Genomic DNA, 19,901 nt, shown 5'->3' on the forward strand with positions numbered 1-19,901 from the left:
TTCAGGTGACTTGAACCCTAACAGTCCTTGTTCAGACCGATATCAGGTGAGCGTGCGAAGCCTTGCCTTCGCCGCACGGCCGATCGCAGCGACGGTCAACGTGTCGAGATCGAGCTGACGACGGATCAGCTGCAGCACGCGCACCTCTTCCAGCCGCATCTCCAGATCGACGGCGGCGACCTCGAAGGCGGCTGCGTAGGCAGTGTCGCGCAACCGCTCCGGCAGCGCCTCCGCAACCTGGGTCAGGACACCTTCCAGTCCATCCTTCTCTTGCAGCATCTTCTGGCAGGCTTGGGCCACGGCAACCAGCCGATCCTGCCTGAAATCCTCGAACACCGGCCACGAGCGGACGACATCGCCGATCCTGGCCAGTTCGACGTCGGTCATGTCCCGGTCGGAGGCCGAAGTGATGACCATAAGATAGATCAGGGCTTCGTGAGGGGTGGGCGACGGCATTCTTTACTCCTTGAACGGGTTCCGAAGGTAGGAAGGTGAGCCCGAGGCCGCAAGGAAAAAGCGCCCCACGCGTTGACGCTCCGGCCACGCGCGCCTAGAGACCGGTTGAAAATCGACACTTGCAGCCAGAGCGGCGAATAATTTTGGAAAACAGGACCATGGCGGGATCAAACATCATCGATCTCAATCCCGAACTGCTGACGGCCGCGGTCGAGAGCAAGGCATGGCCGTTCGAGGAAGCCAAAAAGATCATCGAACGCTACAAGGGCGCCGACTTTCCAGAATCGATCCTGTTCGAAACCGGCTATGGGCCGTCGGGCCTGCCGCATATCGGCACGTTCGGCGAAGTGGCGCGCACATCGATGGTGCGTCATGCGTTCCGCGTGCTGACGCAGGACAAGGTCGCGACCAAGCTGCTGTGTTTTTCGGACGACATGGACGGCATGCGCAAGATACCCGACAGCGTGCCGGATCGCGCAGCGCTCGAGCCGTATCTGCACAAGCCGCTGTCGTCGGTGCCCAATCCGTTTGACGGCGACTATGCGAGCTTCGCCGACCACAACAATGCGATGCTCTGCCGCTTCCTCGACACGTTCGGCTTCGACTACGAATTCGCCAGCGCGACGCAGTACTACAAGGCCGGCCGTTTCGATGCGATGCTGTTGCGCGCCGCCGAACGCTACGACCAGATCATGGCGGTCATGCTGCCGACGCTTGGGCCGGAGCGGCAGGCGACCTACAGCCCCTTCCTGCCCATCTCGCCGAAGAGCGGGCGCGTGCTCTACGTTCCCATGAAGCATGTGGACGCCAAGGCCGGCACCATCACCTTCGACGATGAAGGCACCGAAACCACGCTGCCGGTCACCGGCGGCAGGGTGAAGCTGCAGTGGAAGCCGGATTTCGGCATGCGCTGGGCGGCCCTCGGCGTCGACTTCGAGATGTTCGGCAAGGATCACCAGACCAATGCGGTGGTCTATGACCGCATCTGCAACATCCTGGGCGGGCGGGCGCCGGAGCATTTCGTCTACGAGCTGTTCCTCGACGAGAACGGCCAGAAGATCTCCAAGTCGAAGGGCAATGGCCTGACGATCGACGAATGGCTGACCTATGCGCCGACCGAGAGCCTGGGGCTCTACATGTACCAGCGGCCGCGGCAGGCCAAGAAGCTCTATTTCGACGTCATCCCGCGGGCCGTGGACGAATATTACACCTTCCTCGCCGCATACTCGCGTCAGGACTGGAAGGAGCGGCTGGGCAACCCGGTCTGGCATATGCATGACGGCAATCCGCCCGCCATCGACATGCCGGTGCCCTTCTCGTTGCTGCTCAACCTGGTCAGCGCCTCCAATGCGCAGAACAAGGATGTGCTGTGGGGCTTCATCTCGCGCCACGTGCAGGGCGTGACGCCTGCCACCCATCCCGAGCTCGACCGGCTGACGGGCTATGCGATCCGCTATTTCGACGATTTCGTGAAGCCGACGAAGACCTTTCGACCGGCCGACGAGGTCGAGCGCGAAGCGCTGCTGGCTCTCGAAAAGGCTCTTGGCGACTTGCCGGCGGGCGCCAGCGGCGAGGCGATCCAGAACGCTTCGCTCAACGTGGCGCGCAAGATCGAACGCTACCAGGATCATTCCAAGCAGAGCCCGGAAGGCGGCCCCGGCGTTTCAGGCGCCTTCTTCCAGATGATCTATCAGGTGCTGATCGGCCAGGAACGCGGCCCACGCTTCGGATCCTTCGCCGCCCTCTATGGCGTCACCGAGACCCGCTCGCTCATTCAGAAGGCGTTGGCTGGTCAACTGGCTTGAGGACGCCGTGGTCCTCATCCAGGATCGAACCCGGCGCCTGAGGCGCCGGGGCGGGTGCGCCCGGCGCCGCTGAGATGCCGGCAAGGTTCGGCGCCGATCCGAAAATGCCTTTCTTCGCGCTTTGTGCTTTGTCACCCGCTTCCACATAGGGCCCGCCCTTGGCGGCGCGCGCCCAGCCGTTTTCGACCAGCCATTGACCGACATCCTGCTTGCCGATCCGGCACTCCGCCGCGATCCGGTCGCGACCACCTTCCGGCGGCACCGTGCAGACCACGGCGCGACCGCGCAGGAAGGCCCGGAACGCCGTGCGGGCACGGACACCGCACGGCCAGGATTTGCCATCGGTGGTGCAGGTCTCGTCCTGCCCGACGACATCGATGCCGGAAACGGCGACCGAATAGCCTTTCGCCTCGATCAGGCCGGCGGCCGGGGCGACCGGCTGGAACAGCTTTGTGCCGTTCCAGTCGTCGGGCATCTTCGGCTCGGGCGGCACGGCGAGCGCCAGCTTGCTCAACGGCTCGCGCGGCTCGACCCGCTCGAGCTCTCCGGCGGGCAGTTCCGGCGGCGCGACGACCTGCGGATCGATCGCCCGCGAATGCGCCGCCGATTTTGGCGGCTGCGGAGCAGGTATGGCTGAGGTGGCAGGTTCTTCTGGTACCGTCCCGGTGTCAGCCCGCGGGATCGTATCGGCGCCGGGATCGATCTGATCCACCGCAACAGTGCTTGCGCTGCCTTTCAGCGTGCGTCCGCCGGCAACGACCAGCGCCGCCATTACCGGAACCATCAGAACCGCCAGGACAAGATGAGGAAGTCGCACCCGCTGCACCTATTGGCTTGCCCAGACGATCCGCGCCACCCATTCGACCTCGCGCATGGGGATGTCGCGATCCGGATGCTCCGGATTGAGCGAGACCAGCTCGATCGACTTGACGGTCTGGCGTTCGAGCACCTTGGCCATCACCTCGCCTGATGTGGTCTTGACGACGACGCGATCGCCCTTGCGGGTGGCGGCGCCCGGCTCGACGATGAGCACGTCACCGTTGCGGTAGAGCGGCAGCATGGAATCCCCTTGCACCTGCAGCGCATAGGAACTCTCGGTCGATTGCGCAGGCAATTCGACGAGATCCCAGCCCTGCCCGGCGGGAAAGCCGGCATCGTCGAAGAAGCCGCCGGCGCCTGCCTGGGCAAAGCCGAGCAACGGCACGGCGCGCCGGCTGGCGGGCGATGCGCCCCGGCCTTCGATCAGTCCCGTGAATTCGTCCAGCGAAGCGCCCGTGGCCTCGATGATCTTGGCCAGCGATTCGGTCGAAGGCCAGCGCGGCCGGCCGTCGGACGAGAGGCGTTTCGATTTGTTGAAGGCGGTCGAATCAAGTCCCGCGCGCCTTGCCAGACCCGAAGCCGAAAGCGAATAGCGCTCGGCAAGAGCATCGATGGCAGCCCAGACGCGGTCGTGCGAGAGCATGACGTGCTCTCCTTCGAAACAGGAAAAAATGCCTCTTCCTGTCTAACGCGCAACCGCTGCGTTGTCCACCAGCGCGGCCGGTGGATCACGAACAAAGCTGTGTGCCGCAACGACGGCACAGTGTCATGGCCGAAGCCGCTATCCGGCCAATGCCGCCATCGCCCTCGGCAAACCCTTCTTGAGCTCGTCGACGTTCATCACCGGGATCAAATCGACGGTGGCATTGAAGGCGAAGAAGAACCGCTCGGCGACATAGGGCATATCCGAACTGTCCTTTACCTCTAGGAAAAGGTAGGCCGTCCGCCAACCACCGTCAGCGGTAAAATAAGCAGCCTCCGGCTTGAGATCGGACAGGGTGTGCTCGATGAACTTGCCCATGCTCCCGTCCTTGATCGCCTTGTTGCCTTCCTCGGCCGGGATGGAAACTCTCAGCATCATACGCATGATGATTAATCCTCCGCCAACTCCATGTTAGCGATACCTAATGTACCATCCGCGCCTGGCTTGGGAAAGTCGATCGAACCCTGCCCGCCGACGGATTGATCAGCCGGACGATTTGGCCAGGCCGCGCAGTCCCTGGTGCGACGTCATGAAGATGCGTTCTGCCTCGGTCGGTGGCCGCGGGTTCACCGCACGGCCAAGTGCGGCGACTACCGCGTCAATGTCGAGGAAGCGGCGCCTGGCGGTCATAGACGCCGGCCGTCGTCAGGATCAGGGCGGCCGTCTCGCCATCGTCGAGGACGAAGCAGTGCTTGCCGATGACCTGGGTGCCTTCCCAGGTCTCGATCGAGGACACCACTTCGAAGCGGCGCCACAGCTGTATCTCGCGGGCGTAGACGGCCTGCAACCCGCCCATCATCGGCGCCCAGCCATTCTTCCTCGCCAGCGTGATGAGGCCGGCACGGACAAACAGATCGATGCGGCCAAGGTCGGCCAACATCATGTAGCGCGCATTGTTGAGATGGATGTTGAAGTCGATGTCGGTCGGCAGGCAGCGAAAGGCCAGCCGGCCTTCGCCGCCCATGAGATAGGGACCACGCCTGCGCGCCGTGGCCAGCATGCGCGCCATGCGCGCCCAGACGTACATGACGCTAAGTCAGGCTGCCTGCTTCACATCGCCCTTCGCATGGGGATCGAAGCGTTCGTAGAAAGTCTTACCTTTCTCGGCCATGTCGATGAGCAGCTTGGGCGCCTTGAACTCGGCGCCATACTTCTTCTGCAGGCCCTTGGCGATCTTGAGGAATTGCTTGGTGCCGATCCCGTCAATGTAGGACAGCGCGCCACCGGTATAGGGTGCGAAGCCGAAGGCAAGGATCGAGCCGACATCGGCCTCGCGCGGGTCGGTGACGATACCCTCTTCCATCACGCGTGCCGCTTCGAGCGCGATGGTGACCAGCAGGCGCTGCTGCAGCTCCTCATAGTCGACCTTCTCGGCCGCGAGCTGCGGATAGAGGTCCTTCAACCCCGGCCACAGCTTCTTCTTCGCGGGCTTGGCCGGATAGTCGTAAAAACCCTTGCCGTTCTTGCGGCCGAAGCGGCCGTGGTCGTCGACCATGGTGTTGATCAGCGCCATCTGCCTGGGGTCGACGGCCTTGTCGCCGAGATCCCTGATGGTCTGCTTCATGATCTTCTGGGCGAGGTCGATGGCCGTTTCATCGGTCAGCGCCAAGGGACCGACCGGCATGCCGGCGGCCTTCGCTGCATTCTCGATCATCGGCGCGGGCACGCCTTCGATCAGCATCTTGTAGGCTTCCGACATGTAGCGCAGCACGCAGCGGTTGACATAGAAGCCGCGCGTGTCGTTGACGACGATCGGCGTCTTCTTGATGGCGCGCACGAAGTCGATCGCGGTCGCCAGCGCCTTGTCGCCGGTCTTCTTGCCGAGGATGATCTCGACCAGCATCATCTTGTCGACCGGTGAGAAGAAGTGGATGCCGATGAAATTCTTCGGCCGCGCCGAATTCTTGGCCAGGCCGGTGATCGGAATGGTCGAGGTGTTGGAGGCAAAGATCGCCGACGACTTCAGCACGGCCTCCGCCTGTTCGGTGGCGTTCTTCTTGACGGCGGAATCCTCGAACACGGCTTCCACCACGAGATCGCAGCCGGCGAGGTCTGCATAGTCTGCCGTCGGCGTGATCAGCGACAGGAGCTTGTCCTTCTCCTCGGGGCTGGCGCGACCCTTCTTGACCTGATCCGAGATCAGGCTGTCGGAATGCGCCTTGCCCTTTGCGGCCGCCTCCATATCCCGGTCGAGCAGCACCACCGGAATGCCGGCCTTGGCGGTGACATTGGCGATGCCCGCGCCCATGAAGCCGGCGCCGAGGATACCGATCTTCTTGAACCTGGTGTCCGGCACGCCGGCCGGGCGGCGCGCGCCCTTGTTCAGCTCCTGCAGCGACACGAACAGCGAGCGGATCATCGCCGCCGCCTCCTTGCTCTGCATGATCTCGGTGAAATAGCGCTGCTCGATCCTGAGCGCGGTGTCGAAGGGCACCAGCAGGCCTTCATAGACGCATTTCAGGATCGCGGCGGCGGCCGGGTAATTGCCATGGGTCTCGCGGCGCAGGATGGCGATGGCCGGCGGCCACAGATTGGCGCCGGCCGCCGAATAGATCGGCCCGCCGGGCAGCTTGAAACCCTTCTCGTCCCACGGCGCCACCGGCTTGAGGCCGTTCCTGATCATCGCCTTCGCGGTCTCGATCAGCTTCGCCGGTTCGGCGATCTCGTGGATCAGGCCCATCGCCTTCGCCTTCTGCGGCGACAGGGTCTGGCCGGAGGTCAGCATCTGCAACGCCTGTTGCTGGTCGGTCAGCCGCGGCACGCGCTGGGTGCCGCCGGCACCGGGGAAGATGCCGATCTTGACCTCGGGGAGCGCCATCTTGACCTTGTCGGAGTCGGCGGCGACGCGGCCATGGCAGGCGAGCGACATTTCGAAGGCGCCGCCCATGCATGTGCCGTTGATCGCCGAGACCCATGGCTTGCCGCAGGTTTCCAGCTTGCGGAACAGGCCGGTCATGATGCCGGCATTGTCGAACAGCGCCCTGGTCGCCTTCTCGACATCCCTGACCTTGTCAGTGGCGAAGCTGGTCAGCATCCTCTGCAGCAAGGTGATGTCGGCGCCACCGGAGAAAGTGTCCTTGCCGGAGGTGATCACCGCGCCTTTGATGGCGGCATCGCCGGCCACCTTGTCCACGATGGCGTTCAACTCGCGCATCACCTCTTCGGTGAAGACGTTCATCGAGCGGTCCGGGCTGTTCCAGGTGACCAGCGCGATGCCATCAGCGTCGATGTCGAGGGCGAAATTGGTGTAGCTCATCGTTCTCTCCCCGTCAGACGCGTTCGATGATGGTTGCGGTACCCATGCCGGCACCGATGCACAGTGTCACCAGCGCGGTGTTCAAGTCGCGGCGCTCGAGTTCGTCCAGCACCGTGCCGAAGATCATCGCGCCGGTGGCCCCGAGCGGATGGCCCATGGCGATGGCGCCGCCATTGACGTTAATCTTGTCGTGCGGGATCTCGAAAGCCTGCATGTAGCGCAGCACCACCGAGGCGAAGGCCTCGTTGAGCTCGAACAGGTCGATGTCCGACAGCTTCATCTTGGCACGCCTCAACAGTTTCTCGGTGACGTCGACCGGGCCGGTCAGCATCAGCACCGGCTCGGAGCCGATGTTGGCGAAGGTGCGGATGCGGGCGCGGGGCTTGAGGCCCATCGCCTTACCGGCCTTCTTCGAGCCAAGCAGCACGGCCGCCGCGCCATCGACAATGCCGGACGAGTTGCCGGCGTGATGGACGTGGTTGACCTCCTCGACCTCGGGATGCTTCTGCACCGCCACCGCGTCGAAGCCGCCCATTTCGCCGGGCATGACAAAGGACGGATTGAGCGAGGCGAGCGACTGCATGTCGGTCGACGGCCGCATATGCTCGTCATGGTCGAGAATGGTCAGTCCATTCTGGTCCTTGATCGGTATGACCGAGTTCTTGAAGCGGCCATCGGCCCAGGATCTTGCGGCGCGCTTCTGGCTCTCGACCGCGTAGGCGTCGACGTCGTCGCGCGAGAAGCCGTATTTGGTGGCTATCAGGTCGGCCGAAATGCCTTGCGGCACGAACCAGCCAGGCAGGCCGACCGAAGGATCCATGAACCAGGCACCGCCGGACATGCCCATGCCGACGCGCGACATCGATTCGACGCCGCCGGCGATGACGATTTCATCGGCGCCCTGCGCGATCTTGGCGGCGCCGAAATTGATGGCGTCCAATCCGGAGGCGCAGAAGCGCGAGATCTGCATGCCGGGTGCCTTGGTGTCGTAGCCGGCCTCGAAAGCGGCGGCACGGGGAATGACGGAGCCCGCCTCGCCGACCGGGTCGACGCAGCCGAAGATGATGTCGTCGACCGTGCCGGTGTCCAGCCCGTTGCGGTCGCGCAGTGCCTCGAGCGTCCTGGCGGCGAGCCGCACCGCCGGCACCTCGTGCAGCGATCCGTCCTTCTTGCCCTTGCCGCGCGGCGTGCGAACGGCGTCATAGACATAAGCTTCGGCCATTTTCATGCTCCTTGGGTTCGCTGAAGAGAGCTGCTCAGAGCGAGCGTCCGATCAGCAATTTCATGATCTCGTTGGTGCCGCCGTAGATGCGCTGGACGCGGGCGTCGCGGAACATGCGGGCGATCGGATATTCATTCATGTAGCCATAGCCGCCGTGCAATTGAAGGCATTCGTCGACGACTTTACCCTGCAGGTCGGAGAGCCAGTACTTGGCCATCGAGGCCGTTACCGGATCCAGCCCGCCATTGATGTGGCGGGTGACGCAGTCATTGTAGAAGACGCGGCCGATGGTGGCCTCTGTCTTCAATTCAGCCAGCTTGAACTGGGTGTTCTGGAAGTCGATGATCGCCTTGCCGAAGGCCCTGCGCTCCTTGACGTAGTCGATGGTCAGCGCCAGCGCCCGCTCGATCATGGCGATCGCCCCGGTGCCGATCTGCAGCCGCTCCTGCGGCAATTGCTGCATCAGCTGGACGAAGCCCTGTCCCTCTTCATGGCCGAGCAGGTTGGAGGTCGGCACACGCACGTCGTTGAAGAACAGCTCCGACGTGTCGTTGGCCTTCAGCCCGATCTTGTCGAGGTTGCGGCCGCGCTGGAAGCCTTCGACCTCATCGGTCTCAATAACGATCAGCGAGGTGCCCTTGGCGCCCTTCTCCGGATCGGTCTTGGTGACGACGATGATGAAGTTCGCCAGCTGGCCGTTGGTGATGAAGGTCTTGGAGCCATTGATCTTGTACTGGTTGCCATCCTTCTCGGCACGCGTCTTGACACCTTGCAGGTCGGAACCGGCGCCGGGCTCCGTCATGGCAATGGCGCCGATCAGTTCGCCGGTGGCGAGCCTGGGCAACCATTTCTTCTTCTGCTCTTCCGAACCGTAATGGAGGATGTAGGGCGCGACGATCGAATTGTGCAGGCCGATGCCGAAACCGTCGACGCCGACATGGCCGATCGCCTCGATGATGGCGCTCTCATGCGCGAAGGTGCCGCCGGAGCCGCCATATTCCTCCGGCATGGACGCGCAGAGCAGCCCGGCGGAACCAGCCTTCAGCCAGCTTTCGCGGTCGACCATCTCGTTCTTCTCGAACTCGTCGTAGCGCGGCGCGATCTCCTCCGACATGAAACGGGTAGCCATGTCGTAGAGCATGCCGACCTCGTCGGCCGCCCAGGCTGGCTTCGGCAAAGAGAGCACTTCGGCGGGATTTGTCGCCACGATTTCCTCCGCGTATCGACAGACAGACAGGCCAGCGAGGTTGAGTTTAGAACGCTTCCGCCGGCAGGGCCATCAGCGTATCGGCGCCACTAGAAATACGGGCGAGGTGGGCCGAGGTCTCCGGCATGATCCGTTCCATGAAGAAGCGCGCCGTCACGACCTTGTTGTCATAGAACGCCCCCTTGTTTTCAAGGAAAGAGTGGGAACCGTTGGCGCCTGTCTTGCCCTGTGCCGCCTTGGCCATCCGCACCCACATGTAACCCAGCGCCACGAGGCCGAAGAGATGCATGTAGTCGGTCGAGGCCGCACCGGCATTGTCGGGCTTGGCCATGCCGTTCTGCAGCAGCCACATGGTCGCCGCCTGCAAATCGTTGAGGCCCTTCTTCAGACCCTTGGTAAACGGCGCCATCTTCTCGTCCGCGCGGTTTTCCTCGCAGAATTCGCCGACCTCCTTGAAGAAGGCCTGTATGGCGCGGCCGCCGTTCAAGCCGAGCTTGCGGCCGACGAGGTCGAGCGCCTGGATGCCATTGGCGCCTTCATAGATCATGGCAATGCGGGCATCGCGCACGAACTGGCTCATGCCGTGCTCTTCGATGTAGCCGTGGCCGCCGAACACCTGCTGCGCCATCACGGCGTGGTCGAACCCCTTGTCGGTCAGCACGCCCTTGACCACCGGCGTCATCAGGCCGGTGTAGTCGTCGGCCGCCTGGCGGTCCTTGTCGTCGGCGGAGCGGTGCGCGATATCGGACTTGATCGCGGTCCATAGCGCCAGGGCACGGCCGGCCTCGTTGAACGCCTTCATGGTCATCAGCGAGCGGCGGATGTCGGGATGGACGATGATCGGGTCGGCCTTCTTCTCCGGCGACTTAGGGCCCGACAGCGAGCGGCCCTGCAAACGGTCCTTGGCGTAGGCGACGGCGTTCTGGTAGGCGATCTCCGACAGCGACAGCCCCTGCAGGCCGACGCCGAGCCGCGCCTCGTTCATCATCGTGAACATCGCCTTCAGGCCGCCATTGGCCTCGCCCAGCAGCGTGCCTTCAGCCTCGTCATAGTTCATGACGCAGGTCGAATTGCCGTGGATGCCCATCTTCTCCTCGATGGAACCGCAGGAAACGGTGTTCCTTGTCCCCGGATTGCCCGACGCATCGAGCTTGAACTTCGGCACGATGAACAGCGAGATTCCCTTGACGCCTTCGGGGGCGCCTTCGATACGGGCCAGCACCAGATGGACGATGTTGTCCGACATGTCGTGCTCACCGGCCGAGATGAAAATCTTCTGGCCTGAAATCTTGTAGGTGCCATCGCCGTTCGGCACTGCCTTGGTGCGCAGCAAGCCGAGATCGGTGCCGCAATGCGGCTCGGTCAGGTTCATGGTGCCGGTCCAGGTGCCCTCGACCATCCTGGGCAGCCAGGTCGCCTTCTGCTCGTCGGTGCCGTGGGTGATGATGGCCGCGATCGCACCCTGGGTCAGGCCGGGATACATCATCAACGACATGTTGGCCGACACCATGTATTCGGCCACCGCCGTGTGCACGGCATAGGGCAGGCCCTGGCCGCCGAACTCGACCGGAGCCGCCAGGCCCATCCAGCCGCCTTCGCGATACTGGTCGAACGCTTCCTTGAAGCCCCTGGGCGTGGTCACCGAGCCGTCGTCGTGGCGCACGCAGCCTTCCATGTCGCCGACACGGTTGAGCGGATGCATGACGTTCTCGGCGAGCTTGGCCCCTTCGGCGAGAATTGCCTCCAGTATGTCGGGCGTTGCGTCGGCGAATCCGGCAAGGTTCGAATAGCGCTGATAGCCCAGCACCTCGTTGAGCACGAACAGCGTGTCCTGGACCGGGGCCCTGTAAATCGGCATGCTTTCCTCCACCATGCGGATAAAGGCCCCGAAATCAAGCCGTGCGCGGCAAGCGGGCCAATGTCGAAGTGGCAATAGCAAACATTGACGTTTGCGTAAACGTCAATATTTTCGATGCGACAAGATTCCGTCGCCACGCGCGCGGAGCCTGGCGTTGCGGCATTGCGCAAGCCAGCGCGAAACAGCAGGCCATGACAGCGAAAAGCCGCGCAGCATGGCCACGCGGCTTTGATGGTGAAAGTCCGACAGTGTCGGAGAGTGGCTTAGCTCGCGACGCTCGCCTGCGGCGTCGAACGCTCGGCCAACATCTGGCGCACCGCCGACATCGAGCCGCCGAGCTCATTGATGGCGTCGTCGATCAGTGCCCGCTGCTTCTGCAGGCGAGCGAGCTGCTTCTCCGACTTGTCCAGCGCCAACCGCAACTGCTTGGTGTTGGAACCGGTCGGATCGTAGAGGTCCATCATCTGCTTGACGTCGCGCAGCGAGAACCCAACCTTTCGGCCGAGCAGGATCAGCTTCAGCCTGGCCTTGTCGCGGCGCGTATAGAGACGGGTCGAACCGTCGCGCTGCGGGTGGAGCAGGCCTTTGTCTTCATAGAAGCGCAGCGTGCGCAGCGTCACGCCATACTTTTTGGCCATTTCGCCGATGCGGGAGAGATCCTCGCCGACTTCTACGGATGCATTATTGGTATTGGCCGCGGTCTCGCCGGCCGAGATAAGTTTCATGGTCACTGGCTTCCCCGTCTGGTGGCGTCGCGGTCCCGGACCATGCGTCGCCTGACTGGAAGCGGGGGCGTGCTTCCAGCCGTGGTTTCAACAAACAAATCGCAAAACAGCACAGTTGATGCGCCATTTACGTTTACGTCAATTCTATACCGATAGCCGCCTCATGACGCAAGGGCGTTCTGAGAACGGTGCCTTATGCCGCACCGGAAATCGCGACAGCCAACTTCCTTGCAACTTCTTAAGCTTGGTTAACGCGTTGTTTACCACGTTGGGCGAAATGTGCGCGTGTCGGCTATCCGTGGTTATCCTGTATCGAATTTTCACGGTTTTTCGGAGCGCGGGTGAAACCCGGGAAGCTTGTCTTCCACCGTGGCATGGAAGCGCGGTCGCCTCGTTCCGGCAGGGACTTGGGGAGCTGGTCGCAAGCCGGCCAATCTGAAAGACGGACGCACCGATGAACAGCAAGCGGTCCTATCTCGATACACTCAATGCCGGCAGGCAGCGCAAGCCGCAGACAACGCTCGAGCAGCTGAACCGCTCGCTGGAGACCCTGGAACAGCGCCTGGGGCAGACGCGTGAGGACGCGACGGCACGGCCCGTTCCTCGCCAATATGGCGCCGACCCGCGTTACCCCGCCGCGGAACCGCGTTATCCCGCCGCGCAGCCGACGGCCCAGCAGCGCTGGTATGAGGATCCGCAGCCGGCACCGCGTGCGCACAACCCGGCGCCCTCGCCTGCCTTCGACCAGAATTACCAGGCAATCGCGCGCGACATCGACCGCGTGCGCGGCCAGGAAGACAGCGTCGCCATGGTCGGCAAGATCGCGGGCGAGCTGCGCGGCATGCGCGAGGAACTGCGCCACCAGGTGACTTCAGGCCTGCAGCGCGAATTCGACGCGCTGCGCAAGGACATCGACCGCGCCTTCCAGGCGAACGCCAAGCCCGGCGCGACAGGCAAGGGCAGCGCCGAACTCGGCGTGGAATTCGAGCGGCTGTCCGGCGCCATCAAATCGCTGTCGGAGAAGAGTGACGACAGGAGCGTCAACCTGCTGCGACTGGAACTCGAGCAGGTCAAGGCCGCGCTCGACACGCTGGCGCGCGAGGAGAGCGTGCAGAAGGTCGACCGCCGCTGGGACGATTTCGATCGCCGCTGGACTGCCTTCGAGGACCGCGTCGACGCCGATCAGCGCAAGCGCTCCGACGATCCCGCCCTTGCGGCCCTGACCGATCGGCTGGAGCAGATCAGCAACGCCGTCAACAACCTGCCGGAATCGCTGTCGCTGCGTTCGCTGGAGGAAAAGGTCCGCACACTGGCTGGGGCGGTCGACCATTTCGCCAACCAGCAGGACAATCGCGGCGGCGGCACGCTGGCCATGATCGACGAGCGGCTGGACGAGATTTCCCGCGCCATCGTAGCCTCGACAGTCGCCGCACAGGCGAATTCAATCGACCACGAAGCCTTCGAGCGCATCGAGAAGCGGATCGACTCGCTCGCCCAGCAGATCGAGGAAGTGGCGCAGGACCGTCCCGGCAATGTCGTGGTCGACCGGTTGAACACGCTGTCGAGCCGGGTCGATGACCTCGCCGGCCGCGCCAACCTGCCCGAGCAGGCGACGGAACGGCTCGCAAAGCAGATCGCGCTGATCGCCGACAAGATCGATCAGGCGCCGGCCATGCCCGACGCCGACTACATCTTCCAGGGGCTTGAGCAGCGTTTCGACGTGCTGTCCGGCATGATGGAGCGTCGCCAGGGCGACGCCATCGAACAGGGCAACATGCTGTTTCGCGATCTCGAGCGCCGGCTGGACGAGGTTGCCGACCGGCTGGATCAGCGCAGCATGGCGCAGGTCGACAGCGCCGGCATCATGGACGCCATCGACGCCCGCTTCACCGCACTGGCCAAGCGCATGGAAACGCGCGCTCCCGATCCCGCCGGCGAGGCGGCGATCCGCGGGCTGGAAAGCAGGCTCGAGGATATTTCAAGCCGCCTGGACGCTTCGGCGGCCCAAGTCGCCGGCATCGATCCGGCGCTGATCCGCAGCCTGGAGGCGCAGGTCGCCGGCCTGTCTGCGCATCTTTCCAAGCCGAGCACGCCGCTGCCGGATTTCGAGGACATCAGCCCGCGGCTCAACGAAATCGAAAAAGCGCTGGCCGGGACCCGCGATTCCATCCTCGGCGCCGCACGCGAGGCGGCTGAGAACGCGGTGCGCTCGCTGGCCGGAACGAGCACCAATACGGCCGCGGTATCTGGCCTCGCCCAGGACCTGAAGACGCTGGAGACATTGACGCGGCGTTCCGACGAGCGCAATTCGCGCACCTTCGAGGCCATTCACGATACATTGCTCAAGATCGTCGACAGGCTGGGTTCGCTGGAAACCAGCGACCCGTCCGAAGCGGTAAGCGAACTCCTCGACGCGGCTCCGATCGAACCGAGTGGTTGGCGGGGCGCACGGCGGCCCAAGATGGCCGTGAACGCACCGTCGATGACGATGGACGAGCCGCAGCCGCTGACCGGCATGGCCGATCTGGACGCGCGTGCCGCGGCCATATTGCGCGCCGAGCCCGGCGAGCCGGCACCGCACGTTGAAACGGGCTTGTCTGCCCGGCCGGGCGCGCGCTCGCCCGCGGAAGCAGCAGCCGCCGCCGCGATGGCCGCACTCGGTTCCGACGCCACCGCCGGAGAGGGCCAGCCTGCTGGCCGCAAGTCGATGTTCGGCGGCCTGGCGCGCGCCTTCAAGGGCAAGAAGGCGGCGGATGTTCCGCCGCTGGCCGGCTCGGCGCCGAGCGTCGATATCCCGAGTGTCGATCTCGACGAGCCGCTCGACCCGAAAGTCGCCAACCGCCCGCTGGAGCCCGGCTCCGGCGCGCCCGACCTCAATGCCATCATGAAGCGCGTGCGCGACGAGCGCGGACAACCGGCAAAGCCCGGCGACAGCGACGCGGCGAAATCGGATTTCATCGCCGCTGCCCGGCGCGCGGCGCAGGCGGCCGCGGCCGAAGCCGACGCCCTGAAGCGCCAGTCGACGATGAAAGGCCCGGTCAAGGCGCTCAGGATAGGCGACCTGCTCAAGGCGCGGCGCAAGCCGATCCTGATGGCTGCGGCAGCGATCATGCTGGCGCTTGCCGGCCTGCAGCTCGGCAAGGCGTTTCTTTCGGATCCCGCCGCCCAGGTGGCAAATAACGACACGGCCCCGATCGTCGCCTCGCAGCCGGTGAAGACGGCATCTGTCGATACCGCCAGCCAGCCGAAGACCGAAGTCCAGCCGGCGACGACAGACAGCGCGCCGGCCCCTGCCGTCAGGCAGGCGGAACAATCCGCGCCGGCAAGCAAGGACGACATGGCGGCGCAGACCGTCATGGCCACGCCGTCTGATACGGATACCGCACCTGCCGCCGGGGCCGCTCCGGCATCGGTCGCGTCGGCCATGGCTTCCGGCCCGAGCACAACCGCTCCCGACGCGATAGCATCGGCCGCGCAGGCGCCTGTTGCTCCGATGACCGCTGCTCCTACCATGACGGATCCGGCACCGGCCGCCATCGCCGGCGGTACGCAGACGGATGCCGATGCCCAACCGGCCCCTGCTACGCCAGTCGCGACCGAGGCAACGGCCAACGACACGACTGGCGCCGTTGCGCCCATGGACAAGGCGGCAGCGACAGCCACGACCAAGTTCGACATCCCGGCAGATGCCGGCCCGGCCGCCTTGCGTGACGCCGCCGCCGGTGGCGACGCCAAGGCACTGTTCGAGGTCGGCTCGCGCTACGCCGAGTCGCGCGGCGTCAAGGAAGACATGGCTGTGGCCGCCAGATGGTATGAGAAGTCGGCGGAACTCGGCTTCGCGCCGGCCGAATACCGCATCGGCAATTTCTACGAGAAGGGCATCGGCGTCGCGCGCGACATCAAGAAGTCGAAGACCTGGTACCAGCTCGCCGCCGCGCAGGGCAACGCCAGCGCCATGCACAATCTGGCCGTGCTGTTCGCCATGGCCGCCGATGGCGTGACCGACAATCAATCGGCCGCGCACTGGTTCCAGGAGGCCGCCGACCTCGGCATCAAGGACAGCCAGTTCAATCTCGGCATCCTCGCCGCCAAGGGCGTCGGCATGAAGCAGAACCTGGAAGAATCCTACAAATGGTTCGCGCTCGTCGCCAAGACCGGTGACAAGGATGCCGCGGCCAAGCGCGACGAGATCGCCAATGCGCTGCGGCCCGAGCAGCTCGAGCGGGCGCGCGCAGCGACAGAATTGTGGAAGGCCAAGCCGCTCAACGCGACAGCCAATTCGGTGGACATTCCTGAATCCTGGCAGGAAGGCACGCCGCAGACGACCGCCGGCATCGACATGAAGAAGGCGGTCAAGAACATCCAGCTCATCCTCAACAAGAACGGCTATGACGCCGGCGGCGCCGACGGCGTGATGGGCGGGAAGACCAAGAACGCGATCATCGCTTTCCAGACCGCCAATAAGCTGCCGGCGACCGGCGCGGTCGACGAGAAACTGGTCAAGGCATTGCTGGCGCGCAAATAACGGCAGAAGCGTCGTTTCCACGACGCCCTTGCCATATATTTGCCTGTTAACTGATTGAGTTGTCTTTTTGTTTCGGCGCGGTGGCGGGATTTGATCCCGCTGCCGCGTCGTCGCAAGAGAAAATTGGCTTTTCGATGCGAGACTGCCCACAACGGCTTTATTCGCCGACAGGCAAACTGATCGAGACTGACGGGTGGGCATCTATCTCCCGATTGCGGAAATTTCCGTCAATGTCTTCGTGCTGCTGGCCATGGGCGCCGCGGTGGGCTTCCTGTCGGGCATGTTCGGGGTAGGCGGCGGCTTCCTCATCACACCGCTCTTGATCTTCTACAACATTCCCCCGGCGATCGCGGTCGCCACCGGCGCCAACCAGGTCATCGCTTCTTCCGTCTCCGGCGTCCTTTCGCACATGAAGCGAGGCACGCTCGACTTCAAGCTCGGCGGCGTGCTCCTGGCCGGCGGCATCGTCGGGTCCACCGCTGGCATCTACGTGTTCGGCTTCCTGCGCAGGCTCGGCCAGCTCGACCTGTTCATCTCGCTGCTCTACGTCGTGCTGCTCGGCACCGTCGGCGGGCTGATGCTGGTCGAAAGCATCAACGCGCTGCGCGCCACGCGCAGCGGGGCGGCACCGGTGTTGAAGAAATCCGGCCAGCACAACTGGATCCACCGTTTGCCGCTGAAGATGCGCTTCCGCGCGTCGAAACTGTTCGTCAGCGTCATTCCGGTGCTCGGGCTTGGCGCCGGCATCGGCTTCCTGTCGTCGATCATGGGCGTCGGCGGCGGCTTCATCATGGTGCCGGCGCTGATCTATCTCTTGAAAGTGCCGACCAACGTCGTCATCGGCACCTCGCTGTTCCAGATCATCTTCACCTCCGCCTACACGACGCTGGTTCACGCCACCACCAACCAGACCGTCGATGTGATGCTGGCCTTCCTCTTGATGGCCGGCGGCGTGGCCGGGGCACAATATGGCGCCAAGGCCGGCCAGCGGCTGCGTGGCGAGCAATTGAGAGCCCTGCTGGCGCTGCTGGTGCTGGCGGTGGCGATCCGGCTCGCAACCGATCTGTTCGTCACGCCGCCCAACCTTTATTCGCTGTCCGGCGCAGGCCTCAACTGATGAATGGCCCGAAAGCGTTCGCAACCGTCGCTCTCCTGTCCCTGACCGCCGCGGCGCCGGCGAAGGCGCAGACGCCGCTGGCGGAAGGCATCCAGATCGGCCTCTCCACCGACACCGTGTCGATCACCGCCGGTTTTTCCGGCGCCGACCTGACCATTTTCGGTTCGCTGGAAAATCCCGACCCGCTGGTGGCACGCCAGGGCCGTTACGACGTCATCGTCGTGCTCGAAGGGCCACCAAAACCGGTGGTGGTGCGCCGCAAGGACCGGGTACTGGGCGTCTGGGTCAATCTGGATTCCGAGACCTTCGAGAACGTGCCGGTGTCTTATTCGGTGGCGACGACGCGGCCGTTGCAGGACATCACCGAACCCAACAGCTACAAGCAACTGTCGCTCGGCGCCTCCAACCTCTATATGCAGCCCGCCGATGCCGGTGACAGCCCGGCGACGATCGAGGAATTCACGGCGGCACTGCGCGAGCGCAAGGCCGCCGCCGGCCTCTACAGCGAGAATGTCGGCGGCGTGCAATTCCTGTCGCAGAACCTGTTTCGCGCCACCGTCAGGCTGGCGCCTAATGTGTCGGTCGGCACGCACAAGGCGCGCGCGTTCCTATTCAAGAGCGGCCTCTTCGTGAAGGAGAGTTCGGCGCAACTCGAAATCCGCAAATCAGGCTTCGAACAATCGATCTTCCGCGTCGCCCACGACTATTCGTTCCTCTACGGCGTGTTCGCCATATCGCTGGCCATGGTGACGGGCTGGCTCGGTCGGCTGGTGTTCCGCAAAGATTGATGTTGCGGGAAAAGAGGGGTTCCCCTTTTTCCCGCCATGCGATAAACCGCCGCCTCCCAGCCCAGGGGCAAACACGCACATACAATTCGCAAGAGCGGTCCCGGATGACAGCGCGATGCGCCGCCGCTGTTTTGCCGCCGTGAAACAATGACAGGAGGCTGCAATGCATCAGGCATTCGGCGGCATCGACTTCGGCACGTCCAATTCCACGGTGGGCGTGATCCGGAACGGCAAGGCGCGGCTGGTCGCGCTGGAGGGCGAACAACCCACTCTGCCAAGTGCGGTGTTCTTCAATTTCGAGGACGGCCACACCTATTTCGGCCGTCGCGCGATCGGCGACTACACCGACAGCACCGAAGGCCGCCTGATGCGCTCGTTAAAGAGCGTGCTCGGCAGTTCGCTCGCCCACGAGAAGACGCGTATCAAGGCGCGCCAGATCGGCTTCATCGACATTATCGGCCTGTTCATCGGTCATCTGAGGACGCGGCTGGAGGCGGACGCCGGCGGCGTGGTGGAGAGCGTGGTGCTCGGCCGCCCGGTGCAGTTCGTCGATGAGAATGCGCAAGCCGACGCGGAGGCGCAAGGCGAACTCGAGAAGGCTGCCCGTGCCCAGGGCTTCAAGCATATCGCCTTCCAGTTCGAACCGATCGCGGCGGCGCTCGACTACGAGCAGAAGGTGACGCGCGAGGAACTGGCGCTGATCATCGACATGGGCGGCGGCACGTCGGACTTCTCGATCGTGCGGGTCTCGCCGGAGCGCTCGCGATCGATCGACCGCAAGGACGACATCCTGGCCAGCCGCGGCATCCATATCGGCGGCACCGATTTCGACCGGCTGCTGAGCATCGCCCATGTCATGCCGCAGCTCGGCTATCTCTCCGCGACCAAGGACGGCAAACGCAATCTGCCGGCCAGCTACTTCATCGATCTCGCCACATGGCAGCGCATCAACCTGGTCTACACCGCCAAGGCGATGATGCATCTGCGCCAGATCCGCTACGAGGCCGCGCGCGCCGATCTGGTCGACCGCTTCATCCATATCGTCGAGCACCGCTACGGGCACGCGCTGGCGGCGCTGGTCGAGAAAGCCAAGATAGAGCTGACCGACAGGTCATCGGCGGACGTGGCGGTGAAGCTGCCGGACGCGAGTTTCGCCGCGGAAATCACGCGCGACGGACTGGAGGCCACGATCGCCCGGGATATCGAGCGGGTCACCGAAACGGTGGCGCAGACCATCCGCGACGCCGGAGTCAAGCCGTCCGACATCACCGCGGTGTTCCTGACCGGCGGATCGACTGCGATCCCGCTGGCAAGGCGGGAAATCCTGTCGCTGGTGCCGCAGGCTTCCGTCATCGACGGCGACATGTTCGGATCGGTCGGGCTTGGCCTGGCGCTCGACGCGCAGAGGAAGTTCGGCTGA

Annotated in this window: 14 protein-coding genes and 1 pseudogene; 5 read left to right on the forward strand and 10 right to left on the reverse strand. The window is 64.1% G+C overall.

Annotated elements, in window-relative coordinates:
• Nucleotides 1–42: 42 nt before the first annotated feature.
• A complete protein-coding gene (locus tag FJ941_RS17825) occupies nucleotides 43–456 on the reverse strand; it encodes a tellurite resistance TerB family protein (protein ID WP_140507575.1) in 414 nt (137 codons plus the stop codon).
• Nucleotides 457–614: 158 nt separating this feature from the next.
• Here FJ941_RS17825 and FJ941_RS17830 point away from each other — a divergent pair, with 158 nt between their 5' ends.
• Nucleotides 615–2,261: a lysine--tRNA ligase gene (locus FJ941_RS17830; protein WP_140507577.1), complete on the forward strand. Its 1,647-nt coding sequence runs from the start codon at nucleotides 615–617 to the stop codon at nucleotides 2,259–2,261.
• On the opposite strand, the gene FJ941_RS17835 is transcribed toward FJ941_RS17830, so the two are convergent.
• The 9 genes and pseudogenes from FJ941_RS17835 to FJ941_RS17875 all read right to left on the reverse strand — a co-directional run bounded on the left by FJ941_RS17835 (nucleotide 2,227) and on the right by FJ941_RS17875 (nucleotide 12,051).
• Complete coding sequence (locus FJ941_RS17835) at nucleotides 2,227–3,078, reverse strand: thermonuclease family protein (RefSeq protein WP_348640750.1); 852 nt, start codon at nucleotides 3,076–3,078, stop codon at nucleotides 2,227–2,229. The two genes, FJ941_RS17830 and FJ941_RS17835, sit on opposite strands and share 35 nt — an antisense overlap.
• Before the next feature lie 9 nt (nucleotides 3,079–3,087).
• A complete protein-coding gene (locus FJ941_RS17840; protein ID WP_140507580.1) occupies nucleotides 3,088–3,723 on the reverse strand; it encodes a helix-turn-helix transcriptional regulator in 636 nt (211 codons plus the stop codon).
• A gap of 138 nt (nucleotides 3,724–3,861) precedes the next feature.
• The gene (locus FJ941_RS17845) at nucleotides 3,862–4,167 is read right to left on the reverse strand and encodes a hypothetical protein (RefSeq protein WP_140507581.1); all 306 of its coding nucleotides are present in this window, start codon (nucleotides 4,165–4,167) and stop codon (nucleotides 3,862–3,864) included.
• Nucleotides 4,168–4,266: 99 nt separating this feature from the next.
• Nucleotides 4,267–4,810: pseudogene (locus tag FJ941_RS17850) on the reverse strand (thioesterase family protein).
• Between the two features lie 9 nt (nucleotides 4,811–4,819).
• On the reverse strand, nucleotides 4,820–7,039 hold the full coding sequence (locus tag FJ941_RS17855; RefSeq protein WP_140507583.1) for a 3-hydroxyacyl-CoA dehydrogenase NAD-binding domain-containing protein: 2,220 nt from the start codon (nucleotides 7,037–7,039) through the stop codon (nucleotides 4,820–4,822).
• Nucleotides 7,040–7,052: 13 nt separating this feature from the next.
• A complete protein-coding gene (locus FJ941_RS17860; protein WP_140507584.1) occupies nucleotides 7,053–8,261 on the reverse strand; it encodes an acetyl-CoA C-acetyltransferase in 1,209 nt (402 codons plus the stop codon).
• A gap of 34 nt (nucleotides 8,262–8,295) precedes the next feature.
• On the reverse strand, nucleotides 8,296–9,468 hold the full coding sequence (locus FJ941_RS17865) for an acyl-CoA dehydrogenase family protein (RefSeq protein WP_140507586.1): 1,173 nt from the start codon (nucleotides 9,466–9,468) through the stop codon (nucleotides 8,296–8,298).
• Nucleotides 9,469–9,514: 46 nt separating this feature from the next.
• Complete coding sequence (locus tag FJ941_RS17870; RefSeq protein ID WP_140507587.1) at nucleotides 9,515–11,326, reverse strand: acyl-CoA dehydrogenase; 1,812 nt, start codon at nucleotides 11,324–11,326, stop codon at nucleotides 9,515–9,517.
• Nucleotides 11,327–11,589: 263 nt separating this feature from the next.
• Nucleotides 11,590–12,051, reverse strand: a complete 462-nt coding sequence (locus FJ941_RS17875; RefSeq protein WP_140507737.1) for a MerR family DNA-binding transcriptional regulator — start codon at nucleotides 12,049–12,051, stop codon at nucleotides 11,590–11,592.
• A 454-nt stretch (nucleotides 12,052–12,505) separates the two neighbouring features.
• On the opposite strand from FJ941_RS17875, the gene FJ941_RS17880 reads away from it, so the two are divergent.
• The 4 genes from FJ941_RS17880 (at nucleotide 12,506) to FJ941_RS17895 (ending at nucleotide 19,901) form a co-directional block, all read left to right on the forward strand.
• Nucleotides 12,506–16,576, forward strand: coding sequence for a peptidoglycan-binding protein (locus FJ941_RS17880; RefSeq protein ID WP_140507589.1), 4,071 nt, complete (start codon nucleotides 12,506–12,508; stop codon nucleotides 16,574–16,576).
• A gap of 193 nt (nucleotides 16,577–16,769) precedes the next feature.
• Nucleotides 16,770–17,693 (forward strand): sulfite exporter TauE/SafE family protein, encoded by a 924-nt coding sequence (locus FJ941_RS17885; RefSeq protein ID WP_027141986.1) that lies wholly within the window; start codon nucleotides 16,770–16,772, stop codon nucleotides 17,691–17,693.
• Nucleotides 17,693–18,481: a TIGR02186 family protein gene (locus tag FJ941_RS17890; protein WP_140507591.1), complete on the forward strand. Its 789-nt coding sequence runs from the start codon at nucleotides 17,693–17,695 to the stop codon at nucleotides 18,479–18,481. Before FJ941_RS17885 ends, FJ941_RS17890 begins: the two co-directional genes overlap by 1 nt.
• Nucleotides 18,482–18,644: 163 nt before the next feature.
• On the forward strand, nucleotides 18,645–19,901 hold the full coding sequence (locus tag FJ941_RS17895; RefSeq protein ID WP_140507593.1) for an Hsp70 family protein: 1,257 nt from the start codon (nucleotides 18,645–18,647) through the stop codon (nucleotides 19,899–19,901).

Origin of the sequence: Mesorhizobium sp. B2-3-13 (assembly GCF_006442195.1) — a bacterium.
Lineage (GTDB): Bacteria > Pseudomonadota > Alphaproteobacteria > Rhizobiales > Rhizobiaceae > Mesorhizobium > Mesorhizobium salmacidum.

What these genes read in the sequence shown, in the direction of transcription:
- FJ941_RS17825 (WP_140507575.1), bottom strand. Translation starts at nt 456, where the DNA reads ATGCCGTCGCCCACCCCTCACGAAGCCCTGATCTATCTTATGGTCATC.
- FJ941_RS17830 (WP_140507577.1), top strand. Translation starts at nt 615, where the DNA reads ATGGCGGGATCAAACATCATCGATCTCAATCCCGAACTGCTGACGGCC.
- FJ941_RS17840 (WP_140507580.1), bottom strand. Translation starts at nt 3,723, where the DNA reads ATGCTCTCGCACGACCGCGTCTGGGCTGCCATCGATGCTCTTGCCGAG.
- FJ941_RS17845 (WP_140507581.1), bottom strand. Translation starts at nt 4,167, where the DNA reads ATGCGTATGATGCTGAGAGTTTCCATCCCGGCCGAGGAAGGCAACAAG.
- FJ941_RS17855 (WP_140507583.1), bottom strand. Translation starts at nt 7,039, where the DNA reads ATGAGCTACACCAATTTCGCCCTCGACATCGACGCTGATGGCATCGCG.
- FJ941_RS17860 (WP_140507584.1), bottom strand. Translation starts at nt 8,261, where the DNA reads ATGGCCGAAGCTTATGTCTATGACGCCGTTCGCACGCCGCGCGGCAAG.
- FJ941_RS17870 (WP_140507587.1), bottom strand. Translation starts at nt 11,326, where the DNA reads ATGCCGATTTACAGGGCCCCGGTCCAGGACACGCTGTTCGTGCTCAAC.
- FJ941_RS17875 (WP_140507737.1), bottom strand. Translation starts at nt 12,051, where the DNA reads ATGAAACTTATCTCGGCCGGCGAGACCGCGGCCAATACCAATAATGCA.
- FJ941_RS17880 (WP_140507589.1), top strand. Translation starts at nt 12,506, where the DNA reads ATGAACAGCAAGCGGTCCTATCTCGATACACTCAATGCCGGCAGGCAG.
- FJ941_RS17890 (WP_140507591.1), top strand. Translation starts at nt 17,693, where the DNA reads ATGAATGGCCCGAAAGCGTTCGCAACCGTCGCTCTCCTGTCCCTGACC.
- FJ941_RS17895 (WP_140507593.1), top strand. Translation starts at nt 18,645, where the DNA reads ATGCATCAGGCATTCGGCGGCATCGACTTCGGCACGTCCAATTCCACG.